Origin of the sequence: Rhizobium sp. 9140 (assembly GCF_900067135.1) — a bacterium.
GTDB lineage: Bacteria > Pseudomonadota > Alphaproteobacteria > Rhizobiales > Rhizobiaceae > Ferranicluibacter.
The window spans coordinates 819026-843157 of the sequence record NZ_FJUR01000001.1 but is presented as its reverse complement, the minus strand read 5'-3'; the positions used below and the strand labels follow the sequence as shown (position 1 = coordinate 843157).

Below are 24132 nucleotides of genomic sequence, written 5' to 3'. Positions count from 1 at the left end.
TGACAGGTGAAAACGTTGAAAGGCTTTAGCCGACGCGCTGGGCGGCAAGCGCCCTCTCGTAAGCCCGGCGCGCCTCGCCGACGGCATCCCGCTTGGAGACCTCGGGAACCGCGACATCCCACCAGTGGCCACCGGCATCGGTGGTGATCAGCGGGTCGGTGTCGATGACGATGACGGTCGTGCGCGTCTCCCCGGCCGTCTCCGCCAATGCCGTCTCCAGTTCCGCGAGCGAGGCGACCTTGCGGCTCACCGCGCCCATGGCGGCGGCGTGGGCGGCAAAGTCGATCCTGGGCAGCTCGACGTGATGCGTGTCGGCCAGGAGATTGTTGAAGTTCGCGCCGCCGGTCGCCATTTGCAGCCGGTTGATGCAGCCATAGCCGGCATTGTCGAGGAGGACGATGGTGAGCTTCGCGCCGAGCATGATGGAGGAGGCGATCTCGGCGTTCAGCATCATGTAGCTGCCGTCGCCGACCATCACGATGACGTCGCTCGACGGCTTGGCAAGCTTCACGCCGAGGCCGCCGGCGATCTCGTAGCCCATGGTCGAGAAGCCGTATTCCATGTGATAGCTGCCGGGCTTTTCAGCCCGCCAGAGCTTGTGCAGCTCGCCCGGAAGACCGCCCGCCGCGCAGACGAGCGTGGTGTCGCCGGTCGTGTCACTGGAACGAGTCCGCATGACGGCGCCGATGACCTGCGCATCGGAGGGGAGAGCCACATTGGTGGCGGCAAGCGCTGCGTCGGCTGCAAGCTGCCATTCGGTCTTCAGGCGACCGGCCTTTTCTCCCCAGGCGCTGCCGGCGTGATAGGCTCCAAGGTCTGCCGACAGTTCGGCAAGCCCGGTTGCGGCGTCGCAGACGAGAGGCAGGGATTCATGCTTGGCAGCGTCGAAGGACTGCACGTTGAGGCCGACGATTTTCAGGCCCTCGTTCTTGAACAGCGCCCAGGAACCGGTGGTGAAATCCTGAAGGCGGGTGCCGACCGCGAGCACGAGGTCGGCCTCTTCGGCCAGCGTATTGGCCGCCGATGTGCCGGTGACGCCAACAGAGCCCATGTTGAGCGGGTGGCTGTCCGGCAGCGCGGATTTGCCGGCCTGCGTCTCGACCACGGGGATGCCGTGCTTTTCGGCAAAGGCGGCCAGCGCCGCGCTCGCCTCGCTGTAGAGCACGCCGCCGCCGGCGATGATGACCGGCGTCTTCGCAGCCGCGATCGCCGTGGATGCGGCCAGACGCTCCTGCGGATCGGGACGGAGCCGGCGCGGCAGCCAGACCTTCTCGGCAAAGAAGCTCTCGGGATAATCATAGGCCTCGGCCTGCACGTCCTGGCAGAGCGCCAGCGTCACCGGGCCGCAATCGGCGGGATCGGTCAGCACCTGCATGGCGCGGCGCAGCGCCGGGATGATCTGCTCGGGCCGCGTGATGCGGTCGAAATAGCGCGAGACCGGGCGGAAGCAGTCGTTGACGGTCATGCTGCCGTCGCCGAAGTCCTCGATCTGCTGCAACACCGGGTCCGGCCGGCGATTGGCGAAGACGTCGCCGGGCAGGAGCAGGACCGGCAGGCGGTTGACATGGGCGAGCGCGGCCGACGTCACCATGTTGAGCGCGCCGGGGCCGATGGAGGTGGTGCAGGCCATGAAGCGGCGGCGGAAGCTCGCCTTGGCGAAGGCGATGGCGGCATTGGCCATGCCCTGCTCGTTCTGAGCGCGGTAGGTCGGCAGCGTGTCCTTGATGCCGTGCAGCGCCTCGCCCATGCCGGCGACGTTGCCGTGGCCGAAGATGGCGAAGACGCCGCCGAAGATCGGCACGGTCTCGCCGTCGATCACCGTCATCTGCCGCGTCAGAAAGCGCGCCACGGCCTGCGCCATGGTCAGCCGCACGGTTCCGGCTTTCCCGGCGTCGTCCGATGCGATGGGGGCTTGCTGGTTCATGATCTCAAGGTCTCCTCACGCCGCAGGTTTTGCGCCTGCCTGTCCTTGCCGTCCGTCCGGACGGTGCTTGTCTTCATCGTCATCGGCCGGAACGGCCGCAACCGCTCAGGCTGCCTTGGTATCGGCAAGGCCGACCCAGAGATCGACCAGCTGCTTGAAACGCTGCGCCATGTCGTCGATCGCCGTGGCATCGTCGATCTCGCCCGCCAGCCAGCGGCGCGCGGCATCCACGAAGATCGTGCGCCCCACGGCGAAGCCGCGAACCTGGCGCGAGGTGCGGGCGGCGGCAAAGCCGTCCTTCAGCGCCTCATACGACGCTTCGAGACCCAGCAGAACCACACCGCGGCAGAGCGGATCGCGCGTCTCGATGACGTCGTCGATAGCGCTCCAGGCGCTGCGGCTCGCCTGCGGCTCCAGCTTCCACCAGTCGGGCTTCAGCCCGGCATCGTAGAGTTCGTGGAGCGCGCGCGGAATGGTCGTATCGTCCAGCGTGCCGTGCTTGCCGGCGATGATCTCGATCAGGATTTCGCGACCCACCTTGCGGGCCGCCTCGAAGGCGCTGCGCAGCTTGGCGATCTGCGTCGCCTTCATCTCGGCGGGATCATCCGGGTGGTAGAAGCTCAGCACCTTGATGCAATGATCGACCGGCCAGTCGATCAGGCGACTGCCTAGATCCTGGCTGAATTCGAACTGCAACGGGCGCGAACCCGGCAGCTCGATCGGTTTCGCCACCCAGAAATCCTTGAGCGCGCCGGCCGCATACAGGGCGTCGCGGCCATATTTGTCGTCGATCAGCATGCCGAAGCCCGGCCGGCCGTCGGCGATCTTCGCAGCAGCTTTGACGGCGAGAACCTTGAAGGCGGGGATGCGGGCGAGCCTGGCCGCGTCGCCGGCGGCCATCTCTTCCAGCTGGCTGCGGTGATCGATGGCCAGCGCCATCAGGCTCGGAATATCGCGGCGGCGGGTGGTCGCCCAGTGCACATGGTTGATCGCTTCGTCCTTGCGCAGCGCATGTTCCCTGCTGCCGTTTTCAAGGAAGAACCGAAGCTCCGTCCAGGTCGGAATTTCCGGCGCACAGAGCAGCCGCGAGACGGCGAAGGCGCCGCAGGCATTGGCCCAGGTCGCGGATGTCGCATGCGGCTCTCCCGCAAGCCAGCCGCGCAGAAAGCCCGACATGAAGGCATCGCCCGCGCCGAGAACATTGTAGACCTCGATCGGAAAACCCTTGCCGACGATGCCGTCTTCCAGATTGTCGGAAATCTCGCCGTCATAGACGATGCAGCCCATCGGGCCGCGCTTGAGCACGATCGTGGCTGCGGACTGCGCCCGAATGGTCTTCAGCGCGGCGAGAAGATCGCTTTCGCCGGATGCGATCAGCACCTCCTCTTCCGTGCCGACGATCAGGTCGCAATCGGCAAGCACCGTCTTCAGATGCGCCGAGACATGGGCGGACGCGATGTAGCGGTTGTCGCCGGCGTCATGGCCCGCCAGACCCCAGAGGTTCGGGCGGTAGTCGATGTCGAAGGCGATCCTGACGCCGGCAGCCTTTGCGATGCGGATCGCCTTGCGCTGTGCGGCATCGGTATTCGGCCGGGAAAAATGCGTGCCGGAGACGAGGATCGCACGAGAAGACCCGATGAAGGCCGCGTCGATATCGTCTTCGCAGAGCGCGTTGTCGGCGCAATTGTCGCGGTAGAACAGCAGCGGAAACGAATGGTCGTTTTCAACCGCGAGGATCGCAAGAGCCGTCAGGCGCTCCGGGTCCGTCACGATGCCCTTCGTTTCCACACCTTCGCGGGTCAGCTGCTCCACGATGAAGCGGCCCATCTGCTCCTTGCCGACGCGGGTGAGCAGCGCCGACTTCAGGCCGAGGCGGGCGGTGCCGACCGCGATATTGGTCGGGCAGCCGCCGACGGATTTCGCAAAGCTCGCCACGTCCTCCAGCCGGGTTCCGATCTGCTGGCCGTAGAGATCGACCGAGGCGCGACCGATGGTGATGATGTCGAGCGGCCGTGCCGCATCCCTCTGGCTGATCCCGGTCAACGTTCCTGTCCTCCCGACGTGCGGCGTGTCGTCTTTTTCGTTCTCGAATGGAGCCCCATGAAACATAAGTTCCGCCGCTTCGTCAATATGGAATTTTCATTCCATATCTGAAACGCCCATATCCGACACAAGGGGTGCACGATGCCGCTTCTCGGCGATAGCCACCGTCAGCGCCATGGCAAAGGCCATGCTGGCCGACAGCGAGCGAAAGCCCGCATGGTCCGCCTCGACGATCTCGAACCAGACCCTGGAGGATTCAACCAGCGGGGAAAACGCACTGTCGGTCAGCGACACCACCGGCACCTTGCGGCTTGCCAGAAAGCGGGCCTGATGGATGCTTTCGGACGTATAGGGCGAGAAGCTGACGGCGAAGGCCGCATCCCGCCGCCCGGCGAGCGCCAGAATATCGTCGTCGATGCCGGCGGCGGTGCCGACCATCTGGTAGCGGATCTTCAGCTTGCCGAAGGCATAGGCCATGTAGCCGGAGATCGGATAGGACCGGCGCTTGGCGATCAGGAAGATGGTCTCGGCCTTCGCCAGAATATCGACCGCCTGCTCGAAGGCGGCGGGATCGACCGAGCCGGCGATATTGTCGAGCGACCGGTGGGCGGCGGCGACGAAACCGTTGAAGATCGCACCGCTTTCCAGCTGGCTGTGACCATTGTCGCCGAGCGCGCGCAGCCGCTCCTCATAGCCCGGATTGCGCTCGCGCAGGCGGGCGCGGAAGATCTGCTGGAGGCTGGAAAAGCCCTCGAAGCCGAAACTCTGAGCGAAGCGAACGAGGGTCGAGGGCTGCACGTCGGCAGCCGCCGCAATGCTGGCGGCCGTGCCGAAGGCGATCTCGTCGGGCTGATCGAGCGCATAGGCGGCCACCTGGCGCAGGCGCTTGGGCAGTTGCCCCTTGCGTTCCAGAATGACCGCCTTCAGCGCGTCGAAATCCTGCGGCACGGCGGCAGGTGTCGTCGTGGCATCGTCCTCGGCTTCGACATTCGGCGCGCGCTCGGCATCCGGCATCATGCAGTCACCCCTCTTTCTCGCTTGCCAGGCCATCGTAACGTCTGCACCGCGAGAATGATAGAACGTTCGTTCCAGATCCGACTGTCGCTCAAAGAGCACAGGCGAATGTTAACGCAATTTTACCACCTTTCCCCTGAAGATCGTCAGGGCTTATGGTTAACGACATCGGCCCATACGATTCGCGCAGCAGATCGATACGGCCTCAACACATCCGGCAAGGAGTTTCAGCAGCATGTGCCGATGGGCAGCCTATCGCGGAGAGCCGATCTATCTGGAGGACCTCGTGTCCTCGCCGGCGCACTCCCTGATCGAGCAGTCGCACTGCGCCACGCGGGCAAAGACCGCCACGAACGGCGACGGTTTCGGCATCGCCTGGTACGGCGACCATCCCGAGCCCGGACGCTACCGCGACATCCTGCCGGCCTGGTCGGACTGCAACCTGAAGAGCATCGCCCGCCAGATCCGCTCGCCTTTGTTTCTCGCACATGTCCGGGCCGCGACCGGCGGCGGCACGCGCCGCGACAATTGCCACCCCTTCGTCCATGGGCGCTGGTCGTTCATGCACAATGGCCAGATCGGCGGCTTCGAGCACCTGCGCCGGCCGATGGAGGCGATGCTCGACGACGCGCTCTACACCGCACGCACCGGCACCACCGACAGCGAGCTGCTGTTCCTCATGGCCTTGCAGTTCGGCCTCGACCGCGACCCGCTGGGCGCGATGGCCGAGACGCTGTCTTTCGTCGAGCGGCTGGCGGCGCATATGAAGCACGAGGTTCTGGTCCGGTTCACCGCCGCCTTCTCCAACGGGATCGACCTCTATGCGGTGCGCTATGCGTCCGACCGGTTCGCGCCCACGCTCTATGCGGCACCGATGGGGCCGCAGGGCGGATACTGTCTCGTGTCCGAACCGCTGAACGACGACGACGATGCCTGGGTGGAAATCCCCGACGGCACGGCCGTCGTCATCGGCGAGAACGGCCTCGACATGCGGATCTTCCACCTCGACCCGGAGATCGAGGCGAAGCGGGCGCTCCGCTAATCCAGTTTCGAGGCGATCAGGCCTGCGAGCTTTTCAGCGACCATGTCCTTGTCGAGTTCCGGCCAGCTTTCCTCGCTGTCGCGACCGATGACGGTGACGCGGTTGCGCGTTCCCCCCATGACGCCGCCTGCAACGCCGCTACCGGCGGAAACATCGTTCGCAACGATGAAATCGGCGCCCTTGCGGGCGAGCTTCAAGCGGCCGTTATCAACCGTATCGTCCGTTTCCGCGGCAAAGCCGACGACGAGCTTGGGGCGCTGCGCGTGATGGCCGATGGTCTTGAGGATATCGGGATTCTCCGTCAGTTGCAGCGGCGGCGGAGCCTCCCCCGGCGCCTTCTTGATCTTGCCCCCCGAGACATCGGCAACCCGCCAGTCGGCGACGGCGGCGACCATGACGGCGATATCGGCGGGCAAGGCGGCGAGCACCGCATCCCGCATCTCCACCGCCGTCTGCACATGGACGACCGTGACGCCCTTGGGATCGGCGAGCGTCACAGGGCCGGAGACAAGCGTGACCTCTGCCCCGAGCCGGGCAAGCGCCGCCGCGATGGCATGGCCCTGCCGGCCCGAGGACCGGTTGGCGATGTAGCGGACGGGATCGATCGGCTCGTGGGTCGGACCCGAGGTAACGATGGCGCGGCGTCCGGCGAGCGGGCCGCCGGACGGGCGTTGCGGCTGCGATGCCGCAAGGCGCGCCTCGACGGCTGCGACGATCTCCAGCGGCTCGGCCATGCGGCCCTGCCCACGCTCCCCGCTCTCCGCCATCTCGCCCAGACCCGGGCCGACGAAGCCGATACCGTCGCCCGTAAGGGTCGCGCGGTTGCGGCGGGTGGCGGGGTGCGACCACATCTTCGGGTTCATGGCCGGCGCCAGAAGCACCGGCCGGTCGGTGGCCAGCAGAATGGTGGAGGCGAGATCGTCCGTCAGCCCCTGCGCCATCTTCGCCATGATGTTGGCCGTCGCTGGCGCGACGAGCACGAGATCGCATTCGCGTGCCAGCCGGATATGGCCGACATCTTGCTCGTCCTCGCGGGAGAAAAGCTCGGTAAAGACCTTGTCGGCCGCCAGCGCACCCACGGCAAGCGGGGTGATGAAGGCCTGCGCACCCGCCGTCATGACCGGCCGGACGCTTGCGCCACGCTCCCTGAGCCGGCGGATCAGATCGAGGCTCTTATAGGCTGCGATGCCGCCGGAGATGATGAGGAGAATGCGCTTGCCGGAGAGATTCTCTGAGGGGGATTTGGATACAGGCATGAAACCACCGCGACGGCTTGATCGATGCCGGACCCTAGCGCATGCGGCGACGATCCGGAAGGCACGCCCGGTGCGTCCCCGATCGATGCCGCAAAGCGGTCTACGCCTTCAGCAAGGTGCTCATCGTCTGCACCAGCGCCTCGCGCTCGTAGGGCTTGCGCACCACCGGCACATCGGCAAAGCCGCTGGGGATAGGCGACATATTGCCGTAGCCGGTGGCAAACAGGAACGGGATATCCCGGCGCGTCAGCTCGGCTGCAACTTCGATGGAGGTGCCGGTGCCAAGGTTGACGTCGAGGATCGCCACATCCGGCTTGAAGGTGGCAAGCTTGGCCAGCGCCTCGTCCGCCGAAGCCGCCGTGAGCACCTTCTGAATGCCGTGATCGGACAACATGCCTTCGACATCCATGGCGATCAGCATCTGGTCTTCGACCAGAAGCACGCGGAGCTCCGGATCGAGATCGGTCCCCGCGGCCGACGCATCCGGCCCGGCCACGATGCTCCGGTCCTCGCCCTGATCCGACAACGAGACATGCTTGGCCGGCAGGACGAAATCCGCTTCGACGCCGCCCGGGGCATAGGTCACGGCGCTGCGTCCGTCGAGATCGTAGGGAACGCTGCGATCGATCAGCGCGCTGCCGAAGCCGGTGCGGGTCGGCGGGAGGACCGTGGGTCCGCCGCTTTCGCGCCATGCGATCTCGCAATCGCCGGCCCCCGACACCGATTGCGGCACCGCTTGCGTCAGGCGCCAGCTGACCGACAGCGCACCGCCCGGCCGGGACAGGGCGCCGTATTTGGCGGCATTGGTCGACAGCTCGTGCAGCACCAGCGCCATGACGGAGAAGGCACGGGCGTTGAGCAGCACGGGCGGTCCGGCAAGGCTGATGACGTTGGCGGTGTTGCGGTAGGGGCTGAGCTCCGCGTCGAGCAGATCGGACAGCATGCCGCCGCCATCGCCGCGCACCACCTGGTCATGGGCGAAGGAGAGCGCCTGGATACGGCCCTTGAGGGAGGTCACGTATTCGGTGAGGCTGCGGCCGTCGCCGACCGGCTGGCTGACGAGCGACTTGATCAGAGCGAGGATGTTCTTGACCCGGTGGTTCAATTCCTCGTTCAGCATGCGCTGGCGCACGTCGGCGCGGCTGCGCTCCTCGGCCATCAACTCGCTGTGGCGCAGGCCGATCTCCACGAGAGCGCCACGCGTCACCTCGGCGATCTCGCGATCCGCCTCTGTCCACGGCTGGGCCTGAAGCTGCACGGTTTCCTTCCAGATCGCAAAGCTCTTGCGCGGGGTCAGGCGCTCGCCGAAGGGGCCGCTCTCATAGGACTTGTTGGGGTCGCCGCCCCAGTTCAGCGTCTGCACGAATTCCTTGCGGAAGAAGAACAGATAGTCGCGATGCAGCTGGGTCAGCGGCACGGCCAGCACGCCCGCCGCCTGCTCGCGGAAGCTTTCAGCCTCCGGCAGACGCTGCGCCATGGCATGCGTCGCCCAGACCTGGCCCGCGACGACGGATCCCATGAGCCTAAGGATCGCCGGCACAGCGCTGGCCGGCGGCGCCGACCCGAAGGTCGTCCACGTCCCGTTCATCCAGAGCCCGATGCCGTCGCAGGCCATGAGCGAGGTGAAATGCGAGAGATGGTCGCGCAGCAGCTCGCCCATGTCGGCGTGGTGCGAGGCCATGCGCAGGAAGCGATCGAGCGAGGCCCGGGCGCGGTTGGCGGTGACGAGCTTCTGCTTCTGCTTCAGCGCATGCAGATGGAGGGAAAAGAACTCGCCGAACATTTCGGCCGCCACGCGCTGCGCCATGGGCAGGATTCGCGGCTGATAGTGATGACAGGCGATGAGACCCCAGAGCTTGCCGTCGACGATGATGGAGATCGACATGGAGGCGGCGACGCCCATGTTGCGCAGATACTCGCAATGGATGGGCGAAACGCTGCGCAGATGCGCAAGCGACATGTCGAGCGCTTCGCCGGAGACGTCGATTTCCGGAACGAGCGGAATACGCGCGCCGCTGGCATCGCCGATGATACGGATGGTGTTTTGCAGGTAGAGCGCGCGCGCCTGCTGGGGGATGTCGCTGGCCGGGAAATACTGCCCGAGAAAGCTTTCGAGGTCGCCGCGCTTGGCTTCGGTCACCACCTTGCCGGCGCCGTCCTGCTCGAACGCGTAGATCATCACCCGGTCGTAGCCGAGCATGCCGCGGATGAGGCGGGCGGACTGGCGCAGCAGCTGATCGACGTCGTCGATATCGGTGATGCGCCCGATCAGCGTGCGGGCCAGCTGCAACGGCTGCCCGTCCGTCGCCGGCTCGAACTCGATGATGACAGTTGCCTTGTTGAGGTGAATGGAAACGTCGTAAGCGCCGTTCGCAAGCGTCAGCGCCGACAGCAGCGCCGGGCGACCGCCGTCGCGCAGCGCCGCCACGGCATTGCGCAAGGTATGCGTCGCCTCGTAGCCGATCAGCGCTTCCAGCGCTTGCCCGTTGACCTCGCCCTCCAGACCGAGAACATCCGGCGCATTGGCGGAATGGCGCAGCACCATGCCGGCACGCGCGTCGCAGGCAAGCAGGCATCCGTGCGACTGGATGCTGCCGGGAATATGGATCGGCTCACGGTCACAATTCGTCAGGTCGATCGTCTCGCCCGGCTTCATCATGCGGCTCGCCGGAAGCGTGCTCTGGACGGTCGCGAGGTCATTCAGCATGAGAAGCTCTCCGGAAGGCCGTTTCCGCGACCGTGAACGTGGCTCTGGATGCGCTTGCGACGCGATCGATCTCGATGGCGTCGGCCGATTCCAGGAGATGCAGGAAGCGCGACCAACGGTCGCTCTTTTCCGCCTGAGCCGCAAGATGCCGTGCACCGAAGTCCGACCGCAGCCCCAGCGCCTGGGCACGGCGATAAAGAAGCCGTGCGCCGAGTGCCGAGCCTTCGAGAACATAGAGCATGCCGAGCATCTCTTCCCGTGCAGCACCGAGCGCGGGCATGACCGTGGACATCGGCACCGTCTCGTCGGCGGGCATGCCAAGGTCGGCAAGGTCGGCCCGGATGAGCGCGCCAAAAGCCTGTTCCGACCAGCAGGAGAGATCGTCTGGCCAGGTCCGCCCGGCGAGCATCGTTTCCACGGGAATACGAAAGGCGCTCATTCCACGCAGATAGATCTTGTAGGAAGATAGGCTGTCGAAGGCGCCGATCATGTCATCAAGCGCCGCATGGGCGTCAGCAGTGCTCTCGCGGAGGAAGGCTCGGCGCGACCGGTCGTGCATAGAGGAGTTCCGGAAATTCAACAAAAGAGGTCAGACACGGAGTAAGTATCGGAACGCGGTTCGGTTCCATTCTGGCGGAATTTTTCTGAGAAGCCGCCTACGGCGCCGAGAGAGCGACGGCCGGCTGAAGGCGCGACGCGTTATGCGCCGGGAGGTAGCCAAACACAAGACCGGTGACGAAGGCGCTGGCGAAGGCCAGCAGGACCGGCCCGGCGGAGAAGCTGACAGGCACGCCGAAAGCCTGCGCGATGGCCCCGATCGACAGGCCGAGACCGACGCCGATGAGGCCGCCCAGCGCCGAGACCACCAGCGCCTCGACGATGAACTGGGTGAGGATATCGCGTCCTCGTGCCCCCGTCGCCATGCGGATGCCGATCTCGCGCGTTCGCTCGGTCACGCTGACCAGCATGATGTTCATGACGCCGATGCCGCCCACCAGCAGCGAGATCGCCGCGATGGAGCCGAGAAACACCTTCAGAATATTCGACGTCTCGGTGAAGGTCTCGCGGATGGCGGCGAGGTTGGCGATCTGGGTATCCTGCCGCTGGTGGCGCTCGTCGAGCAGCGCCTGGATCTGGTCCTGCGTGATGTTGATGGCGCTGTCGTCCTTCACCTGCACGGTGATGGAGCGCACGTTGCGCACCCCGAAGAGGCGCAGATTGCCGGTCGAGAGCGGTACGAGCACCGTATCGTCCTGATCGTTTCCGCCGGCGGTCGCGCCCTTGGCAGCCATGATGCCGATGACCTGGAAGGGGATGTTCTTGATGAGGATGTACTGACCGAGCGGATCGGCGCCGTCCGGAAAGAGCGTATCGGCGACCGTCTTGCCGAGCACGGCGACGGCGGCATAACTCTGCATGTCGGCCGGCGCGATGAAGGCGCCTTCGGCAAGGCCCCACGTCTTGGCCTCGGGAAATTGCGGCACCGTGCCGTTGACCGTCGTCTGTGTATCCAGATTGCCGGCGCGCACGGTGAGCGAACTCGACATTTCCGGCACGGCGAAGGAGATGTTCGGCAGTTCGAGGATCGCGTCCGCATCCGCCGGCACGAGCGAAACGATGCTGCCGCCCTCCCCGCCGCGGAAGTTCGCCATGTTCGGCCGGACGACAAGCAGGTCCGAGCCCATGGCGGCGATGCGGCTGAGCACCTGATCCTGCGCGCCAGTGCCGATGGCGAGCATGGCGACGACGGAACTGACGCCGATGACGATGCCGAGAAGCGTCAGCACGGTGCGGAAGAAATTCGCCCGGAGCGCCCGGAACGACATGCGCACGGCTTCGGCCACATCGGAAAACAAGGCCGCCTTGCCGGCCTGCGTCGCAAAGACGCGCGGCGCGGGGCGAACCGGCCGGGTGATGCGGCGCGGCAGGCGGTCCGCGACGATCAGCCCGTCACGGATCTCGATGACGCGGTCGGCCGATTCGGCGAGATCCGGCGCATGGGTGATGATGATGACGGTGTGACCGTCCTCGTTCATGCGCCGCAGCGTCGCCATCACGTCCTTGCCGCTCTGGCTGTCGAGCGCGCCCGTCGGCTCGTCGGCCAGAATGATCTGGCCGCCGTTCATGAGGGCGCGGGCGATGGAGACGCGCTGCTGCTGGCCGCCCGAAAGCTGGCTCGGCAGATGGTCCATGCGGTCGCCGAGCCGCAGGGCCTCCAGAAGCTCGCGCGAACGCGCCTCGCGCAATTTCGCCGAGACGCCGGCATAGATCGCGGGAATCTCGACATTCTCGCGGGCCGTGGAGGTGGCCACGAGATTGTAGCTCTGGAACACGAAGCCGAACATCTGGCGGCGGCGCTCGGCCAGCTGGTCGGCATTAAAACCCGCGACGTCCTCGCCATCCAGATGATAGGCGCCGCCGGTCGGCTGGTCGAGGCAGCCGAGAATGTTCATCAGCGTCGACTTGCCGGAGCCGGACTGGCCGACGATGGCAACGAATTCGCCCGGCGCGATGTCGAGCGAGACGCCGCGCAGGGCATCCACCGGCACGTCGCCGGTCATGAAGGTCTTGCGGATGTTCCTGAGCGAGATGAGGGGCGTCACGGCAACGGTCATAAGCGCCCTCAGAACATCGCCGGCGGGCCGCCGCGTGTCCGGGTGGAGGCGCGCTGGGCATTGGAGGCACGACCGTCCGTGTCGGAGCCGACCACGACCTTGTCGCCTTCGGACAGGCCGCTGCGGATCTCCACGCGGACCCTATTGCGGATGCCGGGCTCGACCGTGCGCATCTCCTGTCGGCCATCGCCCGTAACGACCGCCACTTCGGCCCGCTTGCCGCCGTCGCGCATGCGAAGGGCTGCGACCGGGATGGTCAGCACGTCGCTTGCCTGCGACTGAACGAAGAAAACCTGCGCCGTCATGTTCATCATCAGTCGGCGTTCTGGGTTGGGCACGTCGAACAGCGCGTAGTAGAGAACGACATTGTTCTCGGTCGAAGGTGTCGGCTTGATCTGCCGGAGCGTGCCGGCATAGCGCTCGCCCGGCTGGCCGAGCAGCGTGAAATAGGCCTTCATGCCGATGGAGAGCTTGCCGATATCGGCTTCCGAGACCTCGGCCTCGACCGTCATCGTGTCGAGATCCGCCACCGTGACAATGGTGGGCGCCGACTGGTTGGCGTTCAGCGTCTGGCCTTCCTTGGCGACGACCTCGACGATGGTGCCGGCGAGCGGCGCATAGATTTTGGTATAGCCAAGGCTGATGCGGGCATCCTTGAGCGTCGCCTGCTGCTTGCGCACCTGCGCTTCGAGCGCGGCGACATTGGCCTCGGCCGTGGCAAGGGCTGCGACCGCCTCGTCAAGGGCGGACTGGGCGGCGCTGTTACCGGCGACGAGACTGCGCTGGCGGGTGAGATTGGCGGCGCCGAGCACCACCTGCGCCTTCTTGTCGATCATCTGGGCATCGAGATTGGCAAGCTCGGCCTCGGCGATCTCGATCTGCGTCTCGATGGAGGCGCTGTCGATCTCGGCGATCAGCTGGCCCTGCGTGACCATGTCGCCGACATCGACCTTCAGGCTTTTCAGCTGGCCCGACACCTGCGCGCCGACATCCACATCGCGGATGGGGCTGAGGAGCCCGGACGCCGTGACGCTGTTTTCGATATCGCCGCGCACGACGGCTTCGGTCACCACGGCCTGCGTGACGCCGGCCGCGTTATAGGTCTTCCACCCGTACCAGCCACCAATGCCGAGGATCGCGAGAAGGCCTGCGAGCAGAAACACGCGGCCCTTGCGACGACGCGGCTTTGCCTTCGCTGTCTTTTCCGGCTGGCCCTGTGGCAGGCTTTCGGGCGCGCGGGGCTCAACGATCTTGGGATAGGCTTCCGCCATTCAGGCCGGTCCTCTGGAAGGTTTCTTCACTCTCCAGTTAAGCTCTCACTGCGGTGAAATGAAGTCGAGCCGGATTACATCTCTGTCATGTCGGCGTTTTCCCGCCTGTCCGGACATCGCCCCTGATCAGAGGATCTTGATGACGATGATCGCGAGCAACGCGGCGATCACCCAGAGGGCGACGCGGCCGGAGCGGGTGTGGCGCGCTTCGGCACGACCGATGGCCTCGGCTGTCTGCGCATCGAACTTCAGGCCGTGTTCGGCCATTTCGGTCAGATCGCGCGAGAAGCGTTCGGTCTTGGCAACGATCTCGGGTGCGGCTTCCGCAAGGCGCAAAGCGGCATGCAGGCCGTCCTTGAGGTCGGTCACCACGCGTTTCGGGCCGAGATTGTCGCGAATCCAGGCGCCGACGACGGGTTCGGAAGCCTTCCACATGTTGAAGCGCGGGTTGAGCGAGCGGGACACGCCCTCGACGACGACCATCGTCTTCTGGAGCATCACCAGCTCGGGGCGCGTTTCCATGTCGAAGAGTTCGGTGACCTCGAAGAGAAGCGTCAGGAGCTTGGCCATGGAGATCGTTTCGGCCGGCTGGCCGTGGATCGGCTCGCCGATGGCGCGGATCGCCTGGGCGAAGCTCGCGACATCGTGATGCGACGGCACATAGCCCGCCTCGAAATGCACGTCCGCCACGCGGCGATAGTCGCGGGTGATGAAGCCGAAGAGGATTTCGGCAAGAAACCGCCGCTCCTTCTTGCCGAGCCGCCCGACGATGCCGAAATCGACGGCGACGATCATGCCTTGCCGGTCGACCAGCAGATTGCCCTGATGCATGTCGGCGTGGAAGAAGCCATCCCGGAGCGTGTGGCGCAGGAAGGACTGGATCAGCGTTTCCGCCAGCTTGTTGAGGTCGTGGCCGGCGGCGCGCAGGGCCTCGACATCGGCCATGCGGGTGCCGTCGATCCACTCCATGGTGACGACGTCGCGGCCCGTGCGCTCCCAATCGACGCGAGGCACGCGAAAGCCTTCGTCATTGGCCGTGTTCTCGGCGATTTCGGACAAGGCTGCGGCTTCGAGCCGCAGGTCCATCTCTACCTTGGTTGTCTGCTCCAGCGTCTTCGTCACCTCCACCGGGCGCAGGCGCCGCGTGTGCGGCAGGAAGCGCTCCTGCAGGCGGGCGACGAGGTACATGGCCTCGAGATCATGGGCGAAGCGCTGGCGGATGCCGGGCCGGATCACCTTGATCGCGACCTTTTCCTCCCGCCCGTCGCGCATCACCCAGCCCGGATGGACCTGCGCGATGGAGGCGGCGGCGATCGGATCCTCGATGCGGCTGTAGAGATCCGCGACCGACCGGCCGAGAGACCCCTCGACGGCGGCATAGGCCTCCGTGACCGGAAAAGTCGACATGCGATCCTGGAGAAAAGCGAGGTCGGCGGCGAATTCCGCGCCCACCACGTCCGGGCGAGTGGCGAGGAACTGCCCGATCTTGACATAGGACGGCCCGAGCCGGCCGATGGCCCGCGCCAGGCGGTCGCTGCGCTCTTCGAACTGGGCGCGACGCCGCTCCACAAGGCCTGCGACCTTCTGGGCGAACCTTGCGAAAGGCGGCAGGTTCTCTGGCGGGATCGCCGTAACGACGCCCTCGCGGACGAGGACCCAGCCGATCCTGACGATGCGGAGGTAAGTGGCGGGCGTGCTCATCGGTGCCGGGCGCTCTCATGGCACGGCGGGAACAGGAGGCTGATCATGCGTTTCAGATCTTCCATCCGGAATGCAGCGCCGCGATGCCGCCGGTATAATTGGTGTAGGTAACGCGCGAGAAACCGGCCTTCTCGATCATGCGGGCGAAATCCTTCTGGTCCGGGAACTTGCGGATGGATTCGACCAGATACTGATAGGGTTCGGCCTCGCCGGTTATCATCTTGCCGAAGCGCGGAATGGCGTTGAACGACCAGGCGTCATAGACCTTGTCGAGCAGCGGCATCTCGACATCGGAGAATTCGAGCACCAGCAGCCGGCCGCCGCGCTTCAGCACGCGATAGGCTTCCGACAGAGCGACATCGATGCGCGGCACGTTGCGAATGCCGAAAGCGATCGTATACGCATCGAAACGACCATCCTCGAACGGCAGGCTTTCCGCGTTCGCCTCGATGAATTCGAGATTGTCGGACAGGCCCTTCCTGCGGGCACGCTCGGCACCGACGCCGAGCATGGAGCCATTGATATCGAGCACGGTCGCCCGCGCCAGCCGGTCCGACGCCTCGACGATGCGGAAGGCGATGTCGCCCGTGCCGCCGGCGACGTCGAGGACCTTGTAATCGGCGCTGCGGCGGGGGTGGAGCGCGGCCACCATCGCATCCTTCCAGGCCCGGTGCAGGCCCATCGACATCACGTCGTTCATGATGTCGTAGCGCTTGGCGACCTTGTGGAACACGTCGTTGACGAGGCCCTGCTTCTCGCCCTCGTTCACGCGGCGAAAACCGTAGGACGTCTCCATGCCGCCCTCGGCGGAAACCCGTTCGTCCGTCATACCGTCAACCTCTCGTCCATTCCTAAAGCCGGGATGCAGGCCAAAGCCCGGATACAGGCCAAAACCAAGATGCAGGCAAAATCACGATAACCGGCACATAGGACGTTTGCGCCCATCCCGCCAGACCACAGCGCCTGCAAGAACACCGATCTTGCCAGAACAGGATCTTGCCGAACCATAGCGAATCCGCTCCGGCGACGCTATCTCTTGGAAAAAGCTCCCGAGAGGCACGCCGAGGAAAAGGACGTTCCATGCCCGAACTGCCCGAGGTCGAAACGGTCCGTCGCGGCCTTGCGCCCGTGATGGAGGGTGCGCTGATCACCCGTGCGGAGGTGCGCCGGGCGGACCTGCGCTTTCCGTTCCCGCCCGATTTCGCGCGCCGCATCGAGAACCGGCGGATTCTCGCTCTGTCGCGCCGCGCGAAATATCTTCTGATCGAACTCGACAATGACGACGTCGTCATCGCCCATCTCGGCATGTCCGGCTCGTTCCGCGTGGTGGAGGCGGCGGCCGGGGACGCCGACACGCCGGGCGACTTTCATCATATCAGGGGCAAGGACGAGCGGCACGACCATGTCGTCCTTCATCTTCTGGCGGACAAAGGGCCGGTGCAGGTGATCTACAACGATCCGCGCCGGTTCGGCTTCATGGATATCGGACCGCGCGAGACGTTGGCGGCCCATGCCTTCTTCCGGCAGCTCGGCGAGGAGCCGACCGGCAACCGGCTCGATGCCGCCTATCTCGCCGCGCGCTTTGCCGGCAAGGCGCAGCCGTTGAAATCGACGCTGCTCGACCAGAGGGTCATCGCCGGGCTCGGCAATATCTATGTCTGCGAGGCGCTCTGGCGGGCGCGACTGTCGCCGCTGAAAGCCTCGGGAAAGCTGGTGGACGCCAAAGGGCGGCCGCGCGCGCCGCTGGTCGTGCTGACGGAGGCGATACGGGCCGTCATCGCCGATGCGATCGCGGCCGGTGGGTCGTCGCTGCGCGACCATATCCAGACGGACGGCTCGCTCGGCTACTTCCAGCACACCTTCGCCGTCTACGACCGCGAAGGCAAACCCTGTGCACGACCGGGCTGCGGCGGCATCATCGCGCGGATCCCGCAGGCGGGACGCTCGACATTCCACTGCGCTTCGTGTCAGGTGTAGCGGCAACCTTGCATATCCGCTGTCGATGCCGCTTGAAATAGCGCGTTGACGAAATGGGCGTTTGCGTCTATACGGCGCCCACAGTTTGGGAAGCCACGTTGCAGGTTTCTCGCTATTGCCTCCGAAGAGCTTGGATGACAGGTCGCAGTGACCCGACACGGCGAGGCGGAGGTGCTTGTCAGAATCTGAAGAGAGAAACCCATGGCCAATACAACTTCGGCGAAAAAAGCGACCCGCAAGATCGCCCGTCGCACCGAGATCAACAAGTCGCGCCGCTCGCGCGTTCGCAACTTCCTCCGCAAGGTCGAAGAAGCCATCGCGTCCGGCGACCAGACCGTTGCCCAGGAAGCCCTGCGCGTTGCACAGCCCGAACTGATGCGCGCTGCCAGCAAGGGCGTCGTGCATGCCAATACGGCATCGCGCAAGGTCTCGCGCCTGGCCAGCCGCGTCAACGCACTGTCGGCTTAAGCTTCATCGTTTCATCTGCTGAGAGAGCGGCCCGGTCATCGACCGGGCCATTTCGATTCGTACGCCGGCTTTTCCGGCCAATCGAGCCCCGTGACGACTTCATGTCATGCGTGTGACCAGATATTCCCCATATTAACAACGGCTTGCGAAAGTTTGTGACAGAACGGCCTCATATAAGACGGGGCCTTCAGAGGGAATCTGAGTCAAGCGATTTTTTATTTTTCTTGCTTTTCGAGGCGGCTTTGGACCCCTCAAAAACAAAGCCTTTGATTCGACTGCGATTCTCAAAAGGCGGCTTCGGGCAGTTGCAAAACGCTGCCTGAGAGTCAACGGGCAAGGCCTCGCGGGCCGTAAAAATGGCGATTGATCTTGGGTCATGATCCTGCCTAAATGCTTTCAGCAAGAGACGTGGGACAGCGAGTTTTCGATGTCGGCAGCAGGTCCTGACAAGGGTCCGTTCAGCCTCCACACGTCTTGAACTGGGGTGGACATCACAATTTTCCATCAGCTGAAAGCTTGCCTCACCCTGTCCGGTTCGCCGTACGGGAACGAGAAACTGCATCTTTAGGTTGAGGGCGATATTGAACCTCGGACGGCCCCGACGGGTCGTCGGTCGGCGGCGAGAGCCGTGATGGGAGATCAAGCCCGGCGAATGCGCCGGAGGGAAGAACGGATGCGAGATGCCTCGAACCTTCATCGGTCGCGAGGAAAGATCACATCCGTCGAGACGGCGGCGATGCTTGTATGGCGGAAACGACATGCGGCACGCTGGAACGGTCCCACGGCAAGCGGGGACTCGGATGGCGCAAGGTCGAACAGGCCGATGCCGGACGGGTTTGACGGGGGACCGGAGCGAGCGGGAAACGAGGGTCCCGGCCGTTCGAACGAGACCATGGTGATGCCGCGGTTCAGCGGCAGATCCGACACGAAAAATCCCGGCGGCAAGCGCCGGGCGACAATAAGACTGCCGGCGACGATAGCCGGCATCGGGACAGACATTGGAAGGCGGCACATGCTTGGAAATTCGGTGACCTCGGGGCGCACATTCGCTGGCGGCGAACATGCTCGGCCGATCAAGAGCGGGCAAATCGAACAGACGACAGGAGAGCAGGCCATCATGACCCAGAGCGCACTTTTCGATCGGGTCAGCGCTCTTCTCAAGGCACAGGTCGGGCCTGACGTCTTTGCAAGCTGGTTCGGCCGGCTGAAGCTGCATTCGATGTCCAAGAGCGTCGTGCGCCTCTCCGTGCCCACCACCTTCTTGAAATCCTGGATCAACAACCGTTACCTCGACCAGATCACCACGCTCTTCCAGCAGGAAGACGCCGAGATCCTCAAGGTCGAGATCGTGGTGCGCAGCGCCATGCGCGGCACCCGTGCGCCGATCGAAGCCGACGTCACCGTCGGGGACGCCGCAACATCCGCGCCGGTCTCATCTGTTCGCAAGAGTGCTGTTCAAAGCATCGGGCAGCAGGCAACGGCCGCCCTGCCGGCGGCGGCAAAGCTTCCCGTCGCCACGCCGCTCTTCGGCTCGCCGCTCGATCCGCGCTACAGCTTTGCAAGCTTCGTCGAGGGCTCTTCCAACCGCGTTGCGCTGGCTGCCGCCAAGACGATCGCGGAAGCCGGGGCTGGCGCCGTGCGGTTCAATCCGCTTTTCATCCACTCCTCCGTCGGCCTCGGCAAGACGCATCTTCTGCAGGCCATCGCCATCGCCGCGATCCAGAGCCCGCGTGCCTCACGCGTCGTCTATCTCACGGCCGAATATTTCATGTGGCGCTTTGCCACCGCCATCCGCGACAATGACGCCCTGTCGCTGAAGGAGACGCTGCGCAATATCGACCTGCTCGTCATCGACGACATGCAGTTCCTGCAGGGCAAGTCGATCCAGCACGAGTTCTGCCATCTGCTCAACATGTTGCTCGATAGCGCCAAGCAGGTCGTCGTGGCTGCCGATCGCGCGCCATGGGAGCTGGAATCTCTCGATCCGCGCGTCCGCTCGCGCCTGCAGGGCGGCGTCGCCATCGAGATGGACGGTCCCGACTATGAAATGCGGCTGGAAATCCTCAAGCGGCGTCTCGATGTTGCGCGCGAGGAAGACCCTTCGCTCAACATTCCCGCCGATATCCTGAGCCATGTCGCCCGCAGCATCACGGCCAGCGGCCGCGAGCTGGAAGGCGCGTTCAACCAGCTCCTGTTCCGCATGTCCTTCGAGCCGCAGCTCTCGATCGAGCGCGTCGACGAACTGCTCGGCCATCTCGTCAATGCCGGCGAGCCGCGCCGGGTGCGGATCGAGGACATCCAGCGCGTCGTCGCCAAGCATTACAACGTCTCGCGCCAGGAACTGGTCTCCAACCGGCGCACCCGCGTCATCGTCAAGCCGCGCCAGATCGCCATGTATCTGGCCAAGACGCTGACCCCCCGTTCCTTCCCGGAAATCGGCCGACGTTTTGGCGGGCGGGATCACACGACGGTGCTGCACGCGGTCCGCAAGATCGAGGACCTGATCTCCGGCGATACCAAGCTCAGCCACGAGATCGAGCTTTTGAAGCGTCTGATCAACGAATAGGCCACCTTTGCGGCCCAGTTTCAAGGCGCCGGAGCGATCCGGCGCCTTTTCTCGTTGTCCGGAGAGGCCTTTCAGAGGCCCCGCGCGATGATCTCGTAGAGCGCGCGGATGCATTGCGCCTCCCCGCCGACCGGTGCATGCGGGCGCTCGCTCGGGTTCCAGCCATAGACGTCGAGATGAACCCAGCCGCTCGGGTCGGAGACAAAGCGCTTGAGGAACAAAGCGGCAGTGATCGCGCCCGCCATGCCGCCGGAGGGAGCGTTGGTGAGGTCGGCGATGCGCGTCGTGACATCCTTCTCGTATCCCTTGAAGAGCGGCAGCCGCCACAAGGGGTCATGCGTCGCGACGCTGGCGCGTGCCAGATCGGCGGCCAGCACCTCGTCATCAGTGAAGAACGGCGGAAGGTCGGGACCGAGCGCGACGCGTGCAGCGCCGGTGAGCGTCGCCATGTCGATCAGCAGATCACTCTCGCTTTCGCTGGCATAGGCAAGCGCATCGGCGAGGATCAGCCGGCCTTCCGCATCCGTATTGTCGATCTGCACGGTCAAACCCTTGCGTGACCGGTAGATATCGCCCGGGCGGAACGCATTGCCGGCTATGGAGTTCTCGACGACCGGTACGAGCACCCGCAGCGAGACGTCGAGGCCGGCATCCATGATCATCAAGGCGAGACCCATGACGTTGGCGGCACCGCCCATATCCTTCTTCATCAGCAGCATGGAGGCGGCCGGCTTGATGTCGAGGCCGCCGGTATCGAAGCAGACGCCCTTGCCGACGAGGGTGATGCGTTTTGCGCCCGAGCCCCAGCGCATCTCCAGAAGGCGGGGCGCCTGCTCGGCTGCCCGGCCGACCGTGTGAATCAGCGGGAAATTCTGCTTGAGCAGGTCCTCGCCGAGAATCGTCGTCACCGTCGCGCCGTAATGCCTGCCGAGCGCCTGGAAGGCCGCTTCCAGCGCATCCGGCCCGAGATCGTTGGTGGGCGTGTTGATGAGGTCGCGGGCGAGCGTGATGCCGGCGACCGTGCGCTCGAGCGCGGCGCGGTCGATGCCATCGTCGAGATCGAGCAGCGGACGTTCGTCCGTTTTCGGCTTGTAGCGGTCGAACCGGTAGGCGCCGAGGGCAAAGCCGAGGGCCGCCTGTTCGGCGGGCAGGCTCTCGGTGATGATCTTCCAGGGTCCAGGCGGCAGGGAGCGAGCGAGCTTGCCGGTGGCGAACGGTGCATCGAGCGGCTGGGTGCCGAGACCGAAGAGGGCGCCGCCGAGCCCATCTGTCGCACCGGCGCCGCCGGGGCTGGACGGGACGAGGAGGAGCGCGCCGCTTTCGGCTGTAAAGCCGGCCTGTCGCGCCCAGTTCCGCAGGAAGGGATCGAGCGTCTCTTTCAGGAGATCACTGGGCGTCAGAGCATATACCGGCAAGGGCGATCCCGGGGACGTCGACCCCTCCCCCGGCGTAAAGGGTGACGGACGGTGATCAAGGGAAAAGGGCGGCATGGGATCTCCTGAAGGCAAGGAACGGCAGCGGCTTTCCGGCCGTCTTGCGCCCCTTCGGGCGGGTCGGGCGGATGGCGCGATTAACACTCTGTTAGGGTTAACAGATTATTGATGATGACACGATTTGCGCCGTGAAAGTTGATGCGTGCCGGTGCTTTCCCCTTCTGTCCGGGAGCTTTGCCATGGCGGCACCACGTAACCAGCCTCATCCGCGGCGCGCGTTCCGCGCATCCGTCCATCTGTCCCTGTCCGCGATCCTCATTTCAGGCCTTCTCGCCGGCTGCGCCTCACCCCGCAAGGAGCTCACCACCGGCTCGATCCCGACGACCGCCTCGGCCGGTTCGGCTTCCCTGAATGCAGCCTCCATGAATGCGGGGCAGCTGAACGCCGCCGCGCAGAGCCTGGGGAAAGCCTATGAGAAGAACCCTAAGGATCGCACGGTCGGCCTGAACTACGCCAATGTGCTGCGCATGACCGGACGCAACGATCAGGCCCTTGCCGTGATGCAGCAGGTGGCGATCCAGTATCCGGCAGACCGGGAGGTGCTTGCCGCCTACGGCAAGTCGCAGGCAGCAGCCGGCCAGCTCGATCAAGCGCTCGTGACGGTCGGCCGCGCGCAGACGCCGGACCGGCCGGACTGGAAGCTGAAATCGGCGGAAGGCGCCATTCTCGACCAGCTCGGCCGTTCGCCGGAAGCCCGCCAGCGCTACCGCGAGGCTCTGGACATCCAGCCGAACGAGTCGTCCGTCCTTTCCAATCTCGGCATGTCCTATCTCCTGTCGAAGGACCTGAAGACCGCGGAGACCTATCTGCGCAAGGCGAGCGAACAACCAGGCGCCGACAGCGGCGTCCGCCAGAACCTGGCGCTCGCCATCGGCCTGCAGGGCCGCTTTGCCGAAGCCGAGGCCATCGCCCGCCAGGAGCTTTCCCCCCAGCAGGCCGAAGCGAACGTCGCCTATCTCCGCTCGATCCTGTCGCAGCAGAACGCCTGGCAGAAGCTCGCCAAGGATGGCAAGCCGGCCAAGGCGACGGACACTGGAACGAACTGAGCTGAGCGTCCCTGACGCAAAAGGCCCCGCGCCTACATGCGGTCGGCAACCTGAATGCCGGCGGGACCGAGGATGACGGCGATCAGGACCGGCAGGAAGAACAGGATCATCGGAACGGTCAATTTTGGCGGCAGGGCGGCAGCCTTCTTCTCGGCCTGGTTCATGCGCTGGTCGCGGCTTTCCTGCGCCAGAACGCGCAGCGCCTGGGCGATCGGCGTTCCGTAGCGGTCTGCCTGGATCAGCGCCTGCGTCACCGCCTTCACGTCCTCGATACCGGTTCGCAGGCCGAGATTTTCGAGCGCGATGCGGCGATCGGGCAAGAAGGACAGTTCGGCCGTCGTCAGGACCATCTCCTCGGCAAGGGCCGGCGACTGCCCGGCGATCTCGTCGGCCACCCGGCGCATACCCAGTTCCATGGAGATGCCGGATTCCACGCAGATGAGCAGCAGGTCCAACGCATCGGGCCAGGCGCGGCGGATGGAGGACTGCCGCTTGCCGATCGCATTTCTGATGATGATGTTGGGCAGGTAGAAGCCGACATAGGCCGCCACGATAACGCCGAAAAGGCGCATCGTAACCGGCCTGTCGGCAAAGGCGCCGATGCCGAAGACATAGATACCGGCCAGAGCGATGAAGATGAACGGCAGCACGAAGCGCGCGAAGAGGAAGATATTGAGCGCGTTCTGCGACCGGTAGCCGGCCATCTTCAGCCGGTTGACGGTCTTGTCGTCCACCAGCGCCTTGCGCAGGTTCAACCGCTCGACGACCTGCAGCACCGAGGTGTTGTTCTTCGCCCGCAGCGACGCGCGCCCGATGATCTCGTTGTTCAGCCGCGCCCGTTCGCGCGCGCGGATCTGCTCGCGCTCGGACGCGACGGACTTCATGCGCTTCTGCAGATTGTCGCCTTCGAGGAAGGGGGCTGCCAGCGTGTAGATCGTGGCCATGACGGCGATGGAGACGAGGACCGCCACGACGGTCGCCGGGGTTAACAAGTCCAGCATGACGCCAA

General features: G+C 65.0%; 18 protein-coding genes. 5 read left to right on the top strand and 13 right to left on the bottom strand.

Annotated elements, in window-relative coordinates; all coding sequences use genetic code 11:
- Nucleotides 1-25: 25 nt before the first annotated feature.
- From iolD to GA0004734_RS03795, 3 genes are all read right to left on the bottom strand, one after another.
- Nucleotides 26-1924: a 3D-(3,5/4)-trihydroxycyclohexane-1,2-dione acylhydrolase (decyclizing) gene (gene iolD / locus GA0004734_RS03805; RefSeq protein ID WP_092931311.1), complete on the bottom strand. Its 1899-nt coding sequence runs from the start codon at nucleotides 1922-1924 to the stop codon at nucleotides 26-28.
- Nucleotides 1925-2029: 105 nt separating this feature from the next.
- A complete protein-coding gene (gene iolC, locus GA0004734_RS03800; RefSeq protein WP_245292474.1) occupies nucleotides 2030-3958 on the bottom strand; it encodes a bifunctional 5-dehydro-2-deoxygluconokinase/5-dehydro-2-deoxyphosphogluconate aldolase in 1929 nt (642 codons plus the stop codon).
- A gap of 105 nt (nucleotides 3959-4063) precedes the next feature.
- Complete coding sequence (locus GA0004734_RS03795; RefSeq protein ID WP_092935882.1) at nucleotides 4064-4981, bottom strand: MurR/RpiR family transcriptional regulator; 918 nt, start codon at nucleotides 4979-4981, stop codon at nucleotides 4064-4066.
- A 235-nt stretch (nucleotides 4982-5216) separates the two neighbouring features.
- Between GA0004734_RS03795 and GA0004734_RS03790 the strand changes: the two genes are divergently transcribed.
- Nucleotides 5217-6023, top strand: a complete 807-nt coding sequence (locus GA0004734_RS03790; RefSeq protein ID WP_092931307.1) for a class II glutamine amidotransferase — start codon at nucleotides 5217-5219, stop codon at nucleotides 6021-6023.
- Here the strand turns inward: GA0004734_RS03790 and coaBC are convergent.
- The 7 genes from coaBC to ubiE all read right to left on the bottom strand — a co-directional run bounded on the left by coaBC (nucleotide 6020) and on the right by ubiE (nucleotide 16402).
- A complete protein-coding gene (gene coaBC, locus GA0004734_RS03785) occupies nucleotides 6020-7279 on the bottom strand; it encodes a bifunctional phosphopantothenoylcysteine decarboxylase/phosphopantothenate--cysteine ligase CoaBC (protein ID WP_092931305.1) in 1260 nt (419 codons plus the stop codon). The two genes, GA0004734_RS03790 and coaBC, sit on opposite strands and share 4 nt — an antisense overlap.
- Nucleotides 7280-7379: 100 nt before the next feature.
- The gene (locus GA0004734_RS03780; RefSeq protein ID WP_092935880.1) at nucleotides 7380-9935 is read right to left on the bottom strand and encodes an HWE histidine kinase domain-containing protein; all 2556 of its coding nucleotides are present in this window, start codon (nucleotides 9933-9935) and stop codon (nucleotides 7380-7382) included.
- Between the two features lie 40 nt (nucleotides 9936-9975).
- Nucleotides 9976-10545 carry a biliverdin-producing heme oxygenase gene (locus GA0004734_RS03775; protein WP_092931303.1) on the bottom strand — a complete coding sequence of 190 codons (570 nt, stop codon included), beginning with the start codon at nucleotides 10543-10545 and terminating at the stop codon, nucleotides 9976-9978.
- 97 nt (nucleotides 10546-10642) lie between these two features.
- On the bottom strand, nucleotides 10643-12589 hold the full coding sequence (locus tag GA0004734_RS03770) for a MacB family efflux pump subunit (protein ID WP_092935878.1): 1947 nt from the start codon (nucleotides 12587-12589) through the stop codon (nucleotides 10643-10645).
- 20 nt (nucleotides 12590-12609) lie between these two features.
- A complete protein-coding gene (locus tag GA0004734_RS03765; RefSeq protein WP_092931301.1) occupies nucleotides 12610-13872 on the bottom strand; it encodes an efflux RND transporter periplasmic adaptor subunit in 1263 nt (420 codons plus the stop codon).
- A gap of 126 nt (nucleotides 13873-13998) precedes the next feature.
- Nucleotides 13999-15573, bottom strand: a complete 1575-nt coding sequence (ubiB, locus tag GA0004734_RS03760) for a 2-polyprenylphenol 6-hydroxylase (RefSeq protein WP_092931300.1) — start codon at nucleotides 15571-15573, stop codon at nucleotides 13999-14001.
- A gap of 52 nt (nucleotides 15574-15625) precedes the next feature.
- Nucleotides 15626-16402, bottom strand: coding sequence for a bifunctional demethylmenaquinone methyltransferase/2-methoxy-6-polyprenyl-1,4-benzoquinol methylase UbiE (gene ubiE, locus GA0004734_RS03755; protein WP_092931299.1), 777 nt, complete (start codon nucleotides 16400-16402; stop codon nucleotides 15626-15628).
- Nucleotides 16403-16653: 251 nt separating this feature from the next.
- Between ubiE and mutM the strand changes: the two genes are divergently transcribed.
- Both mutM and rpsT read left to right on the top strand, forming a co-directional pair.
- The gene (gene mutM, locus GA0004734_RS03750) at nucleotides 16654-17550 is read left to right on the top strand and encodes a bifunctional DNA-formamidopyrimidine glycosylase/DNA-(apurinic or apyrimidinic site) lyase (protein WP_092931297.1); all 897 of its coding nucleotides are present in this window, start codon (nucleotides 16654-16656) and stop codon (nucleotides 17548-17550) included.
- A gap of 201 nt (nucleotides 17551-17751) precedes the next feature.
- Nucleotides 17752-18018: a 30S ribosomal protein S20 gene (rpsT, locus tag GA0004734_RS03745; RefSeq protein ID WP_092931296.1), complete on the top strand. Its 267-nt coding sequence runs from the start codon at nucleotides 17752-17754 to the stop codon at nucleotides 18016-18018.
- Between the two features lie 693 nt (nucleotides 18019-18711).
- Here rpsT and GA0004734_RS03740 read toward each other — a convergent pair.
- A complete protein-coding gene (locus GA0004734_RS03740; protein ID WP_139056227.1) occupies nucleotides 18712-18945 on the bottom strand; it encodes a hypothetical protein in 234 nt (77 codons plus the stop codon).
- 190 nt (nucleotides 18946-19135) lie between these two features.
- On the opposite strand from GA0004734_RS03740, the gene dnaA reads away from it, so the two are divergent.
- Nucleotides 19136-20584: a chromosomal replication initiator protein DnaA gene (gene dnaA / locus GA0004734_RS03735; RefSeq protein ID WP_245292332.1), complete on the top strand. Its 1449-nt coding sequence runs from the start codon at nucleotides 19136-19138 to the stop codon at nucleotides 20582-20584.
- Nucleotides 20585-20655: 71 nt separating this feature from the next.
- Here the strand turns inward: dnaA and GA0004734_RS03730 are convergent, their stop codons facing one another.
- Nucleotides 20656-22074, bottom strand: coding sequence for a leucyl aminopeptidase family protein (locus GA0004734_RS03730; protein WP_092931290.1), 1419 nt, complete (start codon nucleotides 22072-22074; stop codon nucleotides 20656-20658).
- Nucleotides 22075-22256: 182 nt separating this feature from the next.
- Between GA0004734_RS03730 and GA0004734_RS03725 the strand changes: the two genes are divergently transcribed.
- On the top strand, nucleotides 22257-23123 hold the full coding sequence (locus GA0004734_RS03725; protein ID WP_092931288.1) for a tetratricopeptide repeat protein: 867 nt from the start codon (nucleotides 22257-22259) through the stop codon (nucleotides 23121-23123).
- Between the two features lie 32 nt (nucleotides 23124-23155).
- Here the strand turns inward: GA0004734_RS03725 and GA0004734_RS03720 are convergent, their stop codons facing one another.
- Nucleotides 23156-24124: a type II secretion system F family protein gene (locus GA0004734_RS03720; protein WP_092931286.1), complete on the bottom strand. Its 969-nt coding sequence runs from the start codon at nucleotides 24122-24124 to the stop codon at nucleotides 23156-23158.
- Nucleotides 24125-24132: the final 8 nt, after the last annotated feature.